General features: G+C 62.6%; 11 protein-coding genes. 6 read left to right on the forward strand and 5 right to left on the reverse strand.

What is annotated here, in order from left to right; all coding sequences use genetic code 11:
* Positions 1 to 214: 214 nt before the first annotated feature.
* The 3 genes from zipA to N005_RS12405 form a co-directional block, all read right to left on the reverse strand.
* Positions 215 to 1,057 carry a cell division protein ZipA gene (zipA, locus tag N005_RS12395; protein ID WP_047701472.1) on the reverse strand — a complete coding sequence of 281 codons (843 nt, stop codon included), beginning with the start codon at positions 1,055 to 1,057 and terminating at the stop codon, positions 215 to 217.
* A 257-nt stretch (positions 1,058 to 1,314) separates the two neighbouring features.
* On the reverse strand, positions 1,315 to 4,803 hold the full coding sequence (smc, locus tag N005_RS12400; protein ID WP_047701473.1) for a chromosome segregation protein SMC: 3,489 nt from the start codon (positions 4,801 to 4,803) through the stop codon (positions 1,315 to 1,317).
* A 2-nt stretch (positions 4,804 to 4,805) separates the two neighbouring features.
* A complete protein-coding gene (locus N005_RS12405; RefSeq protein WP_047701474.1) occupies positions 4,806 to 5,465 on the reverse strand; it encodes a GntR family transcriptional regulator in 660 nt (219 codons plus the stop codon).
* 373 nt (positions 5,466 to 5,838) lie between these two features.
* Here N005_RS12405 and xdhA point away from each other — a divergent pair, with 373 nt between their 5' ends.
* The 4 genes from xdhA (at position 5,839) to guaD (ending at position 12,023) form a co-directional block, all read left to right on the forward strand.
* The gene (xdhA, locus tag N005_RS12410; RefSeq protein WP_047701475.1) at positions 5,839 to 7,293 is read left to right on the forward strand and encodes a xanthine dehydrogenase small subunit; all 1,455 of its coding nucleotides are present in this window, start codon (positions 5,839 to 5,841) and stop codon (positions 7,291 to 7,293) included.
* Entirely contained in the window at positions 7,286 to 9,682 is a 2,397-nt protein-coding gene (gene xdhB, locus N005_RS12415) for a xanthine dehydrogenase molybdopterin binding subunit (RefSeq protein WP_047701476.1), read from the forward strand. The genes xdhA and xdhB overlap by 8 nt, the downstream gene beginning before the upstream one ends.
* A gap of 185 nt (positions 9,683 to 9,867) precedes the next feature.
* On the forward strand, positions 9,868 to 10,710 hold the full coding sequence (gene xdhC, locus N005_RS12420) for a xanthine dehydrogenase accessory protein XdhC (protein WP_047701477.1): 843 nt from the start codon (positions 9,868 to 9,870) through the stop codon (positions 10,708 to 10,710).
* Between the two features lie 14 nt (positions 10,711 to 10,724).
* The gene (gene guaD / locus N005_RS12425) at positions 10,725 to 12,023 is read left to right on the forward strand and encodes a guanine deaminase (RefSeq protein ID WP_193754005.1); all 1,299 of its coding nucleotides are present in this window, start codon (positions 10,725 to 10,727) and stop codon (positions 12,021 to 12,023) included.
* A gap of 114 nt (positions 12,024 to 12,137) precedes the next feature.
* Here the strand turns inward: guaD and N005_RS12430 are convergent, their stop codons facing one another.
* Positions 12,138 to 12,902 carry a GntR family transcriptional regulator gene (locus tag N005_RS12430; RefSeq protein WP_047701479.1) on the reverse strand — a complete coding sequence of 255 codons (765 nt, stop codon included), beginning with the start codon at positions 12,900 to 12,902 and terminating at the stop codon, positions 12,138 to 12,140.
* Positions 12,903 to 13,234: 332 nt separating this feature from the next.
* Here N005_RS12430 and N005_RS12435 point away from each other — a divergent pair, with 332 nt between their 5' ends.
* Positions 13,235 to 14,425: a benzoate/H(+) symporter BenE family transporter gene (locus N005_RS12435; RefSeq protein WP_047701480.1), complete on the forward strand. Its 1,191-nt coding sequence runs from the start codon at positions 13,235 to 13,237 to the stop codon at positions 14,423 to 14,425.
* A 147-nt stretch (positions 14,426 to 14,572) separates the two neighbouring features.
* Here N005_RS12435 and N005_RS12440 read toward each other — a convergent pair whose 3' ends face one another.
* Positions 14,573 to 14,917 (reverse strand): YggL family protein, encoded by a 345-nt coding sequence (locus tag N005_RS12440; protein ID WP_024776763.1) that lies wholly within the window; start codon positions 14,915 to 14,917, stop codon positions 14,573 to 14,575.
* Between the two features lie 232 nt (positions 14,918 to 15,149).
* On the opposite strand from N005_RS12440, the gene dacB reads away from it, so the two are divergent.
* Positions 15,150 to 16,616, forward strand: a complete 1,467-nt coding sequence (gene dacB, locus N005_RS12445; protein ID WP_047701481.1) for a D-alanyl-D-alanine carboxypeptidase/D-alanyl-D-alanine endopeptidase — start codon at positions 15,150 to 15,152, stop codon at positions 16,614 to 16,616.
* Positions 16,617 to 16,965: the final 349 nt, after the last annotated feature.

The raw sequence follows: 16,965 nt of genomic DNA on the forward strand, positions 1-16,965 counted from the left end.
TAAAGCAAAAGAGCAGCCGAGGCTGCTCATTTCAATCAGTCAAGTAACGCTCGGCAGAGAACCTGTGGCGAGGGGATTTATCCCCGCTCGAGTGCGCAGCACTCGCAAACTCTGTGGCAACACAACATTTTGAGGGCTGCCTGGCAGCCCAGCGGGGATAAATCCCCTCGCCACAAAAGCGGTTTGCCACAAGCGGCTACCAGAGGCGCTCTGATCAGCGCTTCTGGGTCAATGCCCGGCGTTCAAACTCGACGATGCGCTGGCGGTAGTGCTCGATGGTCTGGGCGGTCAGCACGCTGCGCTGGTCATCCTTCAATTCGCCATTGAGTTCCTGGGACAACTTGCGAGCCGCCGCCACCATCACGTCAAAGGCCTGCTTGGGATGACGCGGGCCTGGCAGGCCGAGGAAGAAACTCACCGCCGGCGTGCTGAAATGATCGATGTCGTCCAGGTCGAACACCCCTGGCTTGACGGCGTTGGCCATGGAGAACAGCACTTCACCGTTGCCGGCCATGCTTTCGTGGCGATGGAAAATGTCCATCTCGCCGAAACGCAGGCCGCTTTCCAGAATATTCTGCAGCAACGCAGGGCCCTTGAAGCCGGCCGGATCGCGGCAGATCACGCTGATCACCAGGACTTCTTCAGCCTGGGCCTGTTCCTTGTCGCTGCCCGACGCCTTGTTCTCGTCCGGGAAATCGTCGCGGCTGCTGAAGCTCGGGCCGCCATCCAGGTCGAGGTTGAGGTTCAGGTCACCCTGGGACGGTTCGTTGTTGCGTTTGCCACGCTTGGAACCCGACTCACGGGGTTCGCGCACCGGCGCGCTCACCGACGGCAGGTCATGCTCGTCCAGCTGCGGCTCCTTGTGGGTGTCCAGCACCCGGGGGGGGCCCAGCAGCTCGGTATTGTCATCGTCGTCCGGCAGGTTCGACAGGCTGCGATCAAGGCGGAACTTGAGTTTCCCCTTGCCGCCGCGCATGCGGCGCCAGCCATCGAAAAGAATACCGGCAATGACAATGATGCCGATGACGATCAGCCACTCGCGCAGACCGATTTCCATGTAATCCCGTGCCTCTATAAAAATGCTGAAAAATAAGGGGCTTAGCTATTTGCAAACCGCTTTAAAACGTGGCGCCAACTCTATGTTCTGAATGGCGTTTTGCCCACGCACACGAAAAATTGACATTAAACTAGCACGACCAAAGATAACTTTACACCGTCTGTCGCATAGGCTTGTGCCAATCTGTGATTTGAACGGCCTTCGGCGGGGATAAAAGTCCCGGCAACTCGTCAAGAAGTTGCTCGAGAGATCCCGCTTCAGGCATCCACCATCGCCATGGCCTCCTCGACATCCACCGCCACCAGCCGCGAACAGCCCGGTTCGTGCATCGTCACGCCCATCAACTGATCGGCCATTTCCATGGCGATCTTGTTATGGGTGATGTAGATGAACTGCACCGTTTCAGACATTTCCTTTACCAGGCGCGCGTAACGGCCCACGTTCGCGTCGTCCAGCGGCGCGTCGACTTCGTCAAGCATGCAGAACGGCGCCGGATTCAACTTGAAGATGGCAAATACCAGGGCCAACGCGGTCAGCGCCTTTTCACCACCGGAGAGCAAATGAATGGTGCTGTTCTTCTTTCCGGGAGGACGCGCCATGATCGTCACCCCAGTATCGAGTAGATCTTCGCCCGTCAGTTCCAAGTAAGCGCTGCCGCCACCGAAAACTTTTGGGAAAAGCGCCTGCAAACCGCCATTGATCTGATCAAAGGTATCCTTGAAGCGGTTGCGGGTTTCCTTGTCGATCTTGCGAATGACGTTTTCCAGGGTTTCCAGCGCTTCCACCAGGTCAGCGTCCTGGGCGTCCAGGTAACGCTTGCGCTCGGACTGCTGCTCGTATTCGTCGATGGCCGCCAGGTTGATCGCACCCAGGCGCTGGATCCGCGCAGCGATGCGCTCCAGCTCTTCCTCGGCATCTTTCTCATTGGCCCCGGCCACCAGGGTGGCGAGCACCCCGTTAGGATCGTAGCCATCCTCCAGCAACTGGTCCTGCAGGGCCTTGCGGCGCACGGTCAGGGCCTGCCATTCCAGGCGTTGCTGTTCCATCTGCCCGCGAATCAGCTGGGACTGCTGCTCGGCCTGGCTACGGCGCTTCTCGGCATCGCGCAGCTCGCGGTCGGCGTCTTCCAGGGCGATTTGCGCGGTCTTGAGCTCCTCGTCGACACTCATCCGCTTGTCGAGCAGCTCCTCGAGCTTGAGACGCAGCTCTTCCAGCGGCGCCTCGCCCTCCTCCAGGTTCAGGCTCAACTGTTCGCGTTTTTCGGTCAGGCGTTCGGACTGCATTTCCAGGCGCTCGAGGGCCTGGCGTGTGGAGTCGTACTGCGCCTTGAGCGAGCCCAGGCGCACCGCCAACTGATGGGCATGGTCCTTGTGCTGACGCGCTTCCTGGCGCACCCGGTCGAGACGTTCGCGCAGGCTGTCGCGCTGGGCCAGCAACAGCTCACGCTGCTCGGTGTCCAGGGCCATGGCATCGAGGGCCTCCTGCAGTTGCAGGCGCGCCTCGCCGATCTGTTCGTGCTCCAGCGCCCGTTGCTCGCCCAGCTCGGCGATCTCTTCTTCCAGGCGGGTGCGACGCAAGGCCAACTGTTCGGCCTTGGCCTTGCCGGCCGAGAGCTGTGCCTTGAGTTCGCCCTGCTGGCGTGCCTCGTCCTGCAGCAGCCGGCGCAGGTGTTCGCGGCCGTTTTCCTGTTGACGCTGCTGCGCCCGCAGATTCTGCAATTCGGTTTCCAGGGCCTCGACGCTGGCTTCGCGTTCGTCGCGCTCGGCGCTCAGACGCTGGATCTCCTGTCCCCGGGCGAGCATGCCACTCTCGGCTTCGCTGGCCCGGCGCACCCGCAGGAAATGCCGGCCGAGCCAATAGCCGTCACGACTGATCAGGCTCTCGCCCGGCGCCAGTTGCCCGCGCAACGCCAGGGCCTGTTCGAGGTTTTCCACCGGCCTGACCTGCCCGAGCCAGGGCGACAGATCGACCTGGGCCTCGACCTTGTCCAGCAGACTGCCCGGCATTCGCACGCCGTCACCGGCCGGGCTGAGCAGGCGCAGGTCGCCCTGGGTGAAGCCCGAAAGGTCGAAGCCGGCGAAATCATCCACCAGCACCGCTTGCAGATCGGCACCCAGCACGGTTTCCACCGCCAGCTCCCAACCGGCGTCGACCTTCAGGCCTTCGGCCAGACGCGGGCGCTCGGCCAGATGCTGGTCGCGTAGCCATTCGGCGGTGCCGGTGCCCGGATCCAGCGCGGCCTGCTGCAAGGCTTCCAGCGAGGCCAGACGCCCGTTGAGCCGTTGCAGCTCGCCCTGGGCCTGCTGCTGATTCTGAAGGGCCAGTTGCAAGGCCTGGCGCAGCTGTTCGAGCCGCTCGACCTGGGCATCTTCGCTGGCCTGCAAGTCTTCGAGGGTGGCTTCGCTGGCGGCCAACTGCTCGCTCAGGTCGAGGATCGCCGCGTCTTCCGGGTCCGCCGCAAGCAGGGCCCGCTCTTCGGCCAGACGACGCTGGCGCTCGGCCAGGCGCTCCATGCTGGTTTCCAGTTGCTGGATGCGCGACTGCTGGACCTCGGCCTGCCGCCGTGGTTCGGCAGAGGTCAGGTTGAAACGGTCCCACTGCTCCTGCCAACCGTGCATGGTCAGCTCGGCTTCTTCCAGGGCCGCAGCAGCCTCCTCGGCAGCGGCGCTGGTGATCTCCTGCTCTGGCGTAAGCCTGTCAAGCTCTTCGCCCAGGGTCAGCAGCAAAGTGCGGTCATGGCCCAGGTGAGACTCGGTTTCCAGGCGCGCGCGCTCGGCTTCCTTCAAGTCGTCCTGTAACTGGCGCAGCCGTTGCTGGCCGTGCTGGATGCTCTGCTCGACCCTGGCGATGTCGCCACCGACCGAATAGAAGCGCCCTTGCACCAGGTTGAAGCGTTCGGACAGTTCGTGGTGCCCGTCACGCAAGCGCTCGATGGCCGCATCGGCGTTGCGCTGTTCGGCCACCAGGGCTTCGAAGCTGACTTCCTGGTTGCCGATGATCGCTTCGCGCTGGCCGACCTGCTCGTTCAACGCCTGCCAGCGCAGGGCCGAGAGCTGGGCCTTGAGCTGGCGCTCCTCGCCTTTGTATTCCTGGTATTTGCGTGCAGCCTCGGACTGGCGGTGCAGGCGTTCGAGCTGACGGTCGAGCTCTTCGCGCAGGTCGGTCAGGCGCGCCAGGTTTTCGTGGGTGCGACGGATGCGGTTCTCCGTCTCGCGCCGGCGCTCCTTGTACTTGGAGATACCGGCGGCCTCTTCGATGAAGTTGCGCAGGTCTTCGGGCTTGGCCTCGATCAGCTTGGAGATCATGCCCTGTTCGATGATCGAATAGCTGCGCGGCCCCAGGCCGGTGCCGAGGAAGATGTCAGTGATGTCGCGACGCCGGCACTTGGCGCCGTTGAGGAAGTAACTGTTCTGGCTGTCGCGGGTCACTTTGCGACGGATGGAGATTTCCGCGTAGGCCGCGTATTCGCCGATCAGAGTGCCGTCGGAGTTATCGAATACCAACTCGATGCTCGCCTGGCTGACCGGCTTGCGGCTGGTGGAGCCGTTGAAGATGACGTCGGTCATCGATTCGCCGCGCAGGTTCTTCGCCGAACTCTCGCCCATTACCCAGCGCACGGCGTCGATGATGTTGGACTTGCCGCAACCGTTGGGCCCGACCACCGCCGCCATGTTACTGGGGAAGTTCACCGTGGTCGGGTCGACGAAGGACTTGAACCCCGCCAGCTTGATGCACTTGAGGCGCACGTTCAGGCCTTCGTCAGGGCGGCAACCACCAGATCGCAACTGCGCTGGCAGTAGGCCGTCAGCACAATGCGGATCTGCGGCAGGTCACGGGCCAGCACCGCGACGAGCAGGCGCTGGAACAGGTCGAGGAACTCGCTCATCTCGGCCTTGCGCTGTTCCAGGGCGAGGAAATAGGCACGGCTCATGGCCGGCTGCAGGTTCTCGACGGTTTCCTGCAAGTATGGGTTGTTGGCGAATGGATAGGCCGCACGCATCACGCTGAAGCTTTCGTCGACGAACATGCGGATGTCCTGCCGCGCGAAGGCCTCCTTGAGGCGCTGCTGGATCTGCAGGAACGGCGCCATGTCGGCCGAATCCCGCCAACCATGGGCCACGGCGTTGCCCAGCAGGATGTACAACTCGCTCATCAGCGTACAGAGGCTGCGCACGTTATGTTCGGTGAGTTCGGTGACGTGGGCGCCACGGCGCGGCAGGATCGCGATCAGATGGCGTCGTTCCAGGATCAGCAAGGCCTCGCGGACCGAGCCGCGGCTGACATTGAGCGCCAGCGTGACCTTCTGCTCCTGGATACGCTCCCCCGGCTTCATTTCGCCGCGAATGATGCGTTCGGCGAGATGATGGGCGATTTGCTCGGCGAGGCTGTCCGGGGCCTTGAACGTCATGGTTGTCCTTCAAACTCTTCGATCTGCACAAGCGGCGCAGTGTAGCGCACTCGATACGTCATGGCGCAGGGCCTGCACCAGGTTTTTGGCACGATTCAAGCAAAAAAAAATAGAACATGCCGCCGGTCAGCCAGCAAGCGAAACCTGTGGGAGCGAGCCTGCTCGCGATCAGATCGATCAGCCAACATGAATATCGACTGACACACCGCAATCGCGAGCAGGCTCGCTCCCACAGGTCAATACTGAATACACCTGTTGTTGATCGACAAAACGATTTTCTTGACCTTTAAGTCAGAAAAATATTGACCGAAAAGTCAGACCTGCTAAATTCGGTCTACGTCGATACAACAATAATGAATCTGCGAGGCCTTCCGTGATCCAGTTTTTACTCAACCAGGAACTCCGTAGCGAGCACACCCTGGACCCGAACCTGACCGTGCTCAATTACCTGCGCGAGCATGTTGGTAAATCCGGCACCAAAGAGGGTTGTGCCAGCGGCGACTGCGGTGCCTGTACCGTGGTGGTGGGCGAATTGGACACGGACGAGAGCGGCCACTCGCGCATTCGCTATCGCAGCCTCAACGCGTGCCTGACCTTCGTCTCGTCCCTGCACGGTAAACAACTGATCAGCGTCGAAGGCCTCAAGCACCAGGGCCAATTGCACAGCGTCCAGCAGGCGATGGTCGACTGCCATGGCTCGCAATGCGGCTTCTGCACGCCGGGTTTCGTCATGTCGCTGTTCGCCCTGCAAAAGAACAGCGATCAACCCGACCCCCACAAGGCCCACGAGGCCCTGGCCGGCAATCTGTGTCGTTGCACCGGCTACCGGCCGATCCTCGCGGCCGCCGACCAGGCCTGCTGCGGCAAACAGCCGGACCAGTTCGACGCCCGCGAGGCCGAGACCATTGCCCGCCTCCAAGCCATCGCCCCCAAGGAAACCGGCGAGCTCAATTGCGGCGACAAACGCTGCCTGGTGCCACTGACCGTGGCCGACCTGGCCGATCTCTACGACGCCTATCCCCAGGCGCGCCTGCTGGCCGGCGGCACTGACCTAGCCCTGGAAGTCACCCAGTTCCATCGCACCCTGCCGGTGATGATCTACGTGGGTAACGTCGCCGAACTCAAACGCATCGAGCGTTTCGACGACCGTCTGGAAATCGGTGCCGCCACCGCGTTGTCCGATTGCTACGAGGCCCTGAAAGCCGAGTACCCGGACTTCGGCGAACTGCTGCAACGCTTCGCCTCGCTGCAGATCCGCAATCAGGGCACCTTGGGCGGCAACATCGGCAACGCCTCGCCCATCGGTGACTCGCCGCCCCTGCTGATCGCCCTCGGCGCGCAGATCGTGCTGTGCAAGGGTCAAGTCCGTCGCACCCTGGCGCTGGAGGATTACTTCATCGAATACCGGGTCACCGCCCGTCAGGAAAGCGAATTCATCGAGAAGATCATCGTACCCCGGGCCAGCGCCGAACAGGCGTTCCGTGCCTACAAGGTGTCCAAGCGCCTGGACGATGACATCTCCGCGGTGTGCGCAGCGTTCAACCTGCGCATCGACAACGGCGTGGTTCGCGATGCGCGCGTGGCGTTCGGCGGCATGGCTGCCATCCCCAAGCGGGCCACGCATTGTGAAGCCGCATTGATCGGTGCGCCGTGGAACGACAGCACCCTCGAACGCGCCTGCGCCGCCCTGGCCGAAGACTTCACGCCTTTGTCGGACTTCCGCGCCAGCAAGGAGTACCGCCTGCTCAGCGCTCGCAACCTGCTGCGCAAATACTTCATCGAACTGCAAACGCCGCACATCGAGACTCGGGTGACCGCTTATGTCTAACCATCACGCCGTAGAAAAGACCCAAGCCGAACTGGCCGAGCTGTTCGCCCGCGACCTGACCACCGGCGTCGGTCGCAGCGTCAAGCACGACAGCGCCGCCAAGCATGTGACCGGTGAAGCGCAGTACATCGACGACCGTCTTGAATTTCCTAACCAACTGCACGTGTACGCGCGACTATCGGACCGCGCCCACGCCCGGATCCTGCGCATCGATACCACGCCGTGCTATGCCTTCGAAGGCGTGCGCATCGCCATCACCCACGCCGACATTCCCGGCCTCAAGGACATCGGCCCATTGCTGCCCGGCGACCCGCTGCTGGCGATTGACGATGTGCAGTTTGTCGGCCAACCGGTGCTGGCCGTTGCCGCCAGGGACCTGGAAACCGCACGCCAGGCGGCGATGGCTGCGATCATCGAATATGAAGACCTGGAGCCGGTGCTGGATGTGGTCGAAGCCCTGCGCAAACGGCATTTCGTGCTCGACAGCCACACCCACCAACGGGGCGATTCCGCCACCGCGCTGGCGAGTGCCGAACATCGCATCCAGGGCTCGCTGCACATCGGCGGCCAGGAACACTTCTACCTGGAAACCCAGATTTCCTCGGTGATGCCCACCGAAGACGGCGGCATGATCGTCTACTGCTCCACTCAGAACCCCACCGAAGTGCAGAAACTGGTGGCCGAAGTGCTGGGCGTGTCGATGAACAAGGTGGTGGTGGACATGCGCCGCATGGGCGGCGGCTTCGGCGGCAAGGAAACCCAGGCCGCCAGCCCGGCCTGCTTGTGCGCAGTGATCGCGCACCTCACCGGCCAGCCGACCAAGATGCGCCTGCCCCGGGTCGAAGACATGCTGATGACCGGCAAGCGCCACCCCTTCTACATCGAATACGACGTGGGCTTCGACAGCCGCGGACGCCTGCACGGCATCGCCCTAGAACTGGCCGGCAACTGCGGCTGCTCGCCGGACCTGTCGGCGTCGATTGTCGACCGGGCGATGTTCCATGCCGACAACGCCTACTACTTGGGCGATGCGACCATCAACGGCCACCGCTGCAAGACCAACACCGCGTCGAACACCGCTTACCGTGGCTTCGGCGGCCCGCAAGGGATGGTGGCCATCGAAGAAGTCATGGACGCCATCGCCCGGCACCTGGGGCTCGATCCACTGGCGGTGCGCAAGGCCAACTATTACGGCAAGACCGAGCGTAACGTCACCCACTACTACCAGACCGTCGAGCACAACATGCTCGAGGAAATGACCGCCGAGCTGGAAGAAAGCAGCCAGTACGCCGAGCGGCGCGAAGCGATCCGTCGCTACAACGCAGGCAGCCCGATCCTGAAAAAAGGCCTGGCGCTGACGCCAGTCAAGTTCGGCATCTCGTTCACCGCCAGCTTCCTCAACCAGGCGGGTGCGCTGATCCACGTCTACACCGACGGCAGCATCCACCTGAACCATGGCGGCACCGAAATGGGCCAGGGCCTGAACACCAAGGTCGCGCAGGTGGTGGCCGAGGTGTTCCAGGTGGAAATGGACCGGGTGCAGATCACCGCGACCAACACCGACAAAGTGCCGAACACCTCCCCCACCGCCGCCTCCAGCGGCGCCGACCTGAACGGCAAGGCCGCGCAGAATGCCGCCGAAACCATCAAGCGGCGCCTGGTGGAATTCGCCGCGCGTCAGTACAAGGTCAGTGAAGAAGACGTCGAATTCCACAACGGCCATGTGCGGGTCCGCGATCACATCCTGACTTTCGAGGCACTGGTGCAACAGGCGTATTTCGCCCAGGTCTCGCTGTCGAGCACCGGGTTCTACAAGACCCCGAAAATCTACTACGACCGCAGCCAGGCCCGCGGCCGGCCGTTCTACTACTACGCCTACGGCGCGGCGTGTGCCGAGGTGATCGTCGACACCCTCACCGGCGAGTACAAGATGCTGCGCACCGACATCCTCCACGACGTCGGTGCCTCGCTGAACCCGGCCATCGACACCGGCCAGGTCGAGGGCGGCTTCATCCAGGGCATGGGCTGGCTGACCATGGAAGAGCTGGTGTGGAACGACAAGGGCAAGCTGATGACCAACGGCCCGGCCAGCTACAAGATCCCGGCCGTGGCCGACATGCCGCTGGACCTGCGGGTCAAGCTGGTGGAGAACCGCAAGAACCCCGAAGACACGGTGTTCCACTCCAAGGCCGTGGGCGAGCCGCCATTCATGCTCGGCATCGCCGCGTGGTGCGCGATCAAGGATGCCGTGGCGAGCCTGGGGGATTACCGGCACCAGCCGAAGATCGACGCGCCGGCGACACCGGAGCGGGTGTTGTGGGGCTGTGAGCAGATGCGCTCGTTGAAGGCAAAGGTGGTAGAGCCTGAAGCCGAGTTGGCTTCGCTTTAGGACCGCGTCGCGGCCAATCGCGAGCAGGCTCGCTCCCACAGTGGGTCAGTGTTCACAAATCCCTGTGGGAGCGAGCCTGCTCGCGAAGAGGCCGCAACAGACGCCAAAGAATGTTGAAAAGCGGACGCGGAGCGTCCAGAGATGCGTTCCCACGCAGAGCGAGGGAACGATCAGTCGAGGTGAACATGTACAACTGGATCAGCGCCCTCGCCGACCTGCAAACCCGCGGCGAACCCTGCGTGTTGGTGACGATCATCGAAGAACTCGGCTCGACCCCGCGCAACGCCGGTTCGAAGATGGTCATCAGCGCCAGCCAGACATTCGACACCATCGGTGGCGGGCACCTGGAATACAAGGCCATGGAGATCGCCCGGCAGATGCTCGCCAGCGGCCAGCAAGGTACGCATCTGGAGCGCTTCAGCCTCGGCGCCAGCCTGGGCCAGTGCTGTGGCGGCGTGACCGTGCTGCTGTTCGAACCCATGGGCCAGGTGCAAGCGCAGATTGCCGTGTTCGGTGCCGGTCATGTCGGCAGGGCCCTGGTGCCGTTGCTGGCGAGCCTGCCTTGTCGGGTGCGCTGGATTGACTCGCGGGAAGCCGAGTTCCCCGAGCAACTGCCCCACGGCGTGCAGAAAATCGTCAGCGAAGACCCGCTGGATGAAGTCGATGATTTGCCCGCCGGCAGCTACTGCATCGTCATGACCCACAATCACCAGCTCGATCTGGAGCTGAGCGCGGCGATCCTCAAGCGCAACGATTTCGCCTACTTCGGCCTGATCGGCTCGAAGACCAAGCGGGTCAAGTTCGAGCACCGTTTGCGCGATCGCGGCTTCGACAGCGGCACCTTGCAACGCATGCGTTGCCCGATGGGCATCGGCGAAGTCAAAGGTAAGTTGCCTGTGGAAATCGCCATCTCCATCGCCGGCGAAATCATCGCCACCTATAACGCGGATTTCGGCCAGCACACCGCCCGCGCCGAACCCATCGCCAAACTGCTGCCGGCCTCGCGTCGCAGCCAGGCCAATTCCTGAGATTGCCCATGCCCATGACACGCAAAGCCTACCGCGCCGCCCTGCTCCACAGCCTCGCCGACCCGGCCGAAGTCGGTATCGAAGCCTCTTATGAATACTTCGAGGACGGCCTGCTGGTGGTGGAAAACGGCCAGATCAGCGCCATCGGCCACGCCCACGACCTGCTGCCAAAATTGGCGGCGGACATCGAGATCAACCATTACCCGGACGCGCTGATCACCCCCGGCTTCATCGACACCCACATCCACCTGCCGCAGACCGGCATGGTCGGCGCCTACGGCGAACAACTGCTGGACTGGCTCAACACCTACACTTTCCCTTGTGAACGCCAGTTCGCCGACCCCGCCCACGCCGAAGCCGTGGCCGATATTTTCATCAAGGAGCTGCTGCGCAACGGCACCACCACGGCCCTGGTGTTCGGCAGTGTGCACCCACAATCGGTGAATGCCTTTTTTGAAGCGGCCGAGAAGCTCGACCTGCGGATGATCGCCGGTAAAGTGATGATGGATCGCAACGCCCCGGACTACCTGACCGACACCGCCGAATCCAGCTACACCGAGAGCAAGGCGCTGATCGAGCGTTGGCACGGCAAGGGCCGCCTGCACTACGCCGTGACCCCGCGCTTCGCCCCCACCAGCACGCCCGAGCAGTTGACGCTGGCCGGTCAGTTGCTGGGGGAATACCCGGACCTGTACATGCAGACCCACATCAGTGAAAACCTGCAGGAAGTGCAATGGGTCAAGACGCTGTTTCCCGAGCGCACGGGCTATCTGGATGTATACGATCACTATCGGTTGCTCGGCGAGCGTTCGGTGTTCGCCCACGGTGTGCACCTGTGCGACGACGAATGTGCGCGCCTGGCCGAAACCGGTTCGGCCATCGCCTTCTGCCCGACCTCGAACCTGTTCCTGGGCAGCGGCCTGTTCAACCTGCCGATGGCCGAGAAGCACAAGGTCAACGTGGGGTTGGGCACGGACGTCGGCGGCGGCACCAGCTTTTCGCTGCTGCAAACCCTGAACGAAGCCTACAAGGTGATGCAGTTGCAGGGCGCGCGGCTGAGCCCGTTCAAATCGCTGTACCTGGCCACCCTCGGCGGCGCCAGGGCCTTGCGCCTGGAAGAGCGCATCGGCACCTTGCAGCCGGGTACCGATGCGGATTTCCTGGTGCTGGATTACAACGCAACGCCGCTGCTGAGCTATCGCCTCAAGCAGGCCCGGGACATTGCCGAAAGATTGTTCGTGCTGATGACGCTGGGGGATGACCGGACGGTGGCGCAGACCTATGCGGCTGGCAGGTTGGTGCATCAGCGCTAGACCGCTATCGCGAGCAGGCTCGCTCCCACAGAGATTATGTGAACGCCATAAATCCCCTGTGGGAGCGAGCCTGCTCGCGATGAAGGCAACTCGGTATAACTGACTCAGCAGAGGTCAGAGCTTGGCCGTCGACCGCCCAGGCTTCTTGCTCTGCAACAGGTGCGAAAACACCGCGTGCAGATCGTCCGAGGCGCCCTCTTCGTCGAGGTTGAGCTTGCTGTCGATGTGATCCATGTGATGCATCATCAGGTCCACTGCCAGGGTGGCGTCCCGGGCTTCGATGGCGTCGATCAACTGGGTGTGTTCGTCGTAGGAACAGTGGGAGCGGTTGCCGCTTTCGTACTGGGCGATGATCAACGAGGTCTGGGACACCAGGCTGCGCTGGAAGCTGATCAGCGGGGCATTCTTCGCCGCCTCGGCCAGTTTGAGATGGAACTCACCCGACAGGCGGATGCCGGCACCACGGTCGCCACGGGAGAAACTCTCGCGTTCATCGTTGACCATCTGGCGCAATTCGGCAAGCTGCTCGGCGGTGGCGTGCTGCACCGCCAGCTCGGTGATCGCCCGCTCCACCAAGCGCCGGGCCATGAACACCTGGCGCGCCTCATCGACACTCGGACTGGCAACGACCGCGCCGCGATTAGGCCGCAACAACACCACGCCCTCATGGGCCAGGCGCGACAGCGCACGGCGGATGATGGTGCGGCTGACTCCGAAAATCTCCCCCAGTGCCTCTTCGCTCAACTTTGTACCGGGCGCCAGGCGCTGTTCGAGGATGGCCTCGAAGATATGTGCATAGACGATATCGTCCTGGGTTCCGCTGCGGCCGGCTTTGCCTGCTCGCGGTTGTTTCTTGAGGGGTTGCAACTGTTCGTTCATGGGCACTCGGGTCGGGAGAACTGCGGCGAATTGACCGTGACTGTAATACGGCACAGCGGGTCGCTGGCAAGTATCGCGTAAAAAACACGGCGATTGTACACAACCTCTGATGGCAACACGACTGTACGGCTGTTTGCGGGCTTGGCTGTATTGCAATTGCTTACTGGGTTGAGTTTAGGCTTAAACCCTCAATCTGTGACACCTATGGCACTGTGGGAGCATGGCTTGCCCGCGATGAAGCTGACGCGGTGGGCCTTGAAACCTAGGCACCTTCATCGCGGGCAAGCCTTGCTCCTACAGGTACATAATCTATTCAAGGATCACCGCCCACCATGACCGAAGTCACAACCATGCCACTTCGCCCATTGGCCGATACCTCGCCCTCGGCCATCGTCGCCGGATTCATCGCCATGATGACCGGCTACACCAGTTCGCTGGTGTTGATGTTCCAGGCCGGCCAGGCGGCGGGGCTGACCAGCGGGCAGATTTCATCATGGATCTGGGCGATCTCCATCGGCATGGCAGTGTGTTCCATCGGCCTGTCGTTGCGCTATCGCACGCCGGTCACCATCGCCTGGTCGACACCCGGCGCGGCACTGCTGATCACCAGCCTGGGCGGCGTAAGCTATGGCGAGGCCATAGGCGCCTACATCACCTGCGCGGTGCTGGTGACGATCTGCGGCCTGACCGGCAGCTTCGAGCGCCTGGTCAAGCGCATTCCGGCGTCGCTGGCGGCGGCGTTGCTGGCGGGCATCCTGTTCAAGATCGGCAGCGAGATTTTCGTCGCTGCCCAGCATCGCACCGGCCTGGTGCTGGGGATGTTCTTCACGTACCTGATCGTCAAGCGCCTGTCGCCTCGCTACGCGGTGCTGGCGGCACTGCTGATCGGCACCGCGCTGTCAGGCCTGATGGGGTTGTTGGACTTCAGCGGCTTTGCCCTTGAAGTCGCGACACCGGTCTGGACCACGCCGCACTTTTCCCTGGCCGCCACCATCAGCATCGGCATTCCGCTGTTCGTGGTGGCAATGACCTCCCAGAATATGCCGGGCATCGCCGTGCTCCGGGCCGACGGCTACAACGTACCGGCCTCGCCACTGATCACCAGTACCGGCATCGCCTCGCTGCTGCTGGCGCCGTTCGGCTCCCATGGCATCAACCTGGCGGCCATCAGCGCCGCCATCTGCACCGGGCCCCACGCCCACGAAGATCGCAACAAACGCTACACGGCAGCGGTGTGGTGCGGGATCTTCTACGGGATTGCCGGGGTATTCGGCGCCACACTGGCGGCGTTGTTCGCGGCGCTGCCCAAGGAACTGGTGCTGTCCATCGCGGCACTGGCGCTGTTCGGCTCGATCATCAACGGCTTGAGCATCGCCATGAGCGAAGCCAGGGAACGGGAAGCGGCACTGATCACCTTCATGGTCACGGCGTCGGGGCTGACGCTGTTTTCCGTCGGCTCGGCGTTCTGGGGGATTGTGGCGGGGGTGCTGACCTTGCTGATCCTGAACTGGCGCAAAGCTTGAAAGCATCGCGAGCAGGCTCGCTCCCACAGGGAAATGCGATCCAATTGTGGGAGCGAGCCTGCTCGCGATAGCGGCCTGAAGGTCACCAGATACCCAACCGTCAGGCATAAAAAAACCGGCGCCCAATCGGGCTGCCGGTTCAGGACATCACGCCTTGGCGTTGATCGGCATGTCCGGGTGCCACACGTCGATCAGCGGGCTGACGGTCATGTTGGTCAGTTCGCTGCGGCCCTTGAGCCAGGCTTCAACGGCAGCACGTTGTTCTTCGGAAACCGAGCCACGCTTCTGCAGGCAAACCAGACCGTAGTCGTCGCCGCCGACGTAGCCCAGGCCATTGGCTTCCATGGCTTCTTTCAGGAAAGCGTCGAGGAAAGCGTCAATCGCCTCATCGTCCAGATCTTCTTTGAGATCCAGGTTCAGTTCGAAACCCAGCTCCTGAAATTCATCCACACACAGTTTTTTGCGCAGACGCCGGGAACGGTTAGTCGCCATTGGAACAATCCTCATAAGTAATAACGGCCGGCACTTTACCAGTTTGGTGCGACGATTGCCCGGTTGATCGGGTGTATCGGCCTACCGTCGGTAAAAAATTGCCTCATGAACGGCTCAGGCACGGCCCATCCGGTGCGCCTTGGGGCATAATGCCGACACTTTCTTGACCGTTGAGGACGTTCATTTTTCATGTCCTCGTTTTTTCCCCCTCGCCCGTAGGGTTTTATTACACATGATCAAATCTTTGCGTCCACTGCTCCTGGCCAGCCTTTTTCTTCCCCTGGCCCTCCCCGCTTCCACCAGCGCCGCCACGATCAACACCGCCCTGTCGCCCAATGTGCAGAAGGCCCTCAAGACCAGCAAGCTGCAAGACGACGCGCTGTCCCTGGTGATGGTGCCACTCAATGGCCCCGGCACCCCGACCCTCTACAACGCCGACGTCTCGGTCAATCCTGCCTCCACCATGAAACTGGTGACCACCTACGCCGCCCTGGAAATGCTCGGCCCCAATCACCAGTGGAAGACCGAGTTCTACACCGACGGCACCCTCAGCGGCGGGATCCTCAACGGCAACCTGTACCTCAAGGGCGGCGGCGACCCCAAGCTGAACATGGAAAAGCTCTGGCTGCTGATGCGCGACCTGCGCGCCAACGGCGTACAGCAGGTCACCGGCGACCTGGTGCTCGACCGCGGTTTCTTCATCCAGCCGCAGTTGCCCGAGTTCAACGACGACGGCAACGACGAAAACAAGCCTTTCCTGGTCAAGCCCGACTCCCTGCTGGTCAACCTCAAGGCGCTGCGCTTCGTTGCCCGCAATGACGGCGGCCGGGTGCTGGTGTCGGTGGAGCCGCCGATTGCCAGCATCCATATCGACAACCAGGTCAAGGCGGTCAACTCCAAGCAATGCGCCGGCGGCGTGCGCTACAACCCGGTACCCCAGCCGGACGGCAGCGTGGCCGTGACCGTCGGCGGGCAGTTGGGCGATGGCTGCAGCTCCCAGACCTACCTGTCACTGCTGGACCACGCCACCTACACCGCCGGTGCGGTGCGGGCAATCTGGAAGGAACTGGGCGGCAGCATCCAGGGCAAGGACCGTCTGGCCGCCACTCCGAGCAACGCCAAAGTGCTGGCCCGGGCGTTCTCGCCGGACCTGGCGGAGATCATCCGCGACATCAACAAATACAGTAACAACACCATGGCCCAGCAGTTGTTCCTGAGCCTCGGTGCGCAGTTCCGCAACGAAGCCGACGGTGACGACGCCAAGGCCGCGCAACGGGTCGTGCGCCAATGGCTGGCCAAAAAAGGCATTACCGCGCCGCACCTGGTGATGGAGAACGGCTCCGGCCTGTCCCGCGCCGAACGGGTCAGCGCCCGGGAAATGGCGGCGATGCTGCAAGCCGCCTGGCGCAGCCCCTATGCGGCCGAGTACATCAGTTCGATGCCGATCGTCGGCACTGACGGCACCATGCGCAAACGCCTGAAGACCACGGCCATGGCCGGCGAAGCCCACATCAAGACCGGCACCCTGAACACCGTGCGCGCCATCGCCGGGTTCAGTCGTGACGTCAACGGCAATACCTGGGCGGTAGTCGCGATCCTCAACGATCCGAAGCCATGGGGTGCTTCGTCGGTGCTGGACCAGGTGCTGCTGGACCTATACCGCCAGCCGAAACTGCCGCAGACGGCTTCGGTGCTTTGATCCAAGCCTGCTCGCGATAACCGTCATTCAACGGGCATGCGTAGGCTGAGCCGACGCTATCGCGAGCAGGCTCGCTCCCACAAGGGAGTTGAGGGTGAGCATCGATTCTGTGTCCGCCCGGGATCAGGGTGGGAGCGAGCCTGCTCGCGATGACGGTGTATAGCTCCAAACAGCCGCCCACTGACACGCCCGCTATCGCGAGCAAGCTCGCTCCCACAGGGGTTGAGGGTAAGCATGGGTTCTGTGTCCACCCGGGGTCAGGGTGGGAGCGAGCCTGCTCGCGATGACGGTGGATCAGTCCAAACAGCCGTCAACTGATACACCGCTATCGCGAGCAAGCTCGCTCCCA

This window comes from Pseudomonas mediterranea CFBP 5447 (genome assembly GCF_000774145.1).
In the GTDB taxonomy this organism is placed as follows: domain Bacteria; phylum Pseudomonadota; class Gammaproteobacteria; order Pseudomonadales; family Pseudomonadaceae; genus Aquipseudomonas; species Aquipseudomonas mediterranea.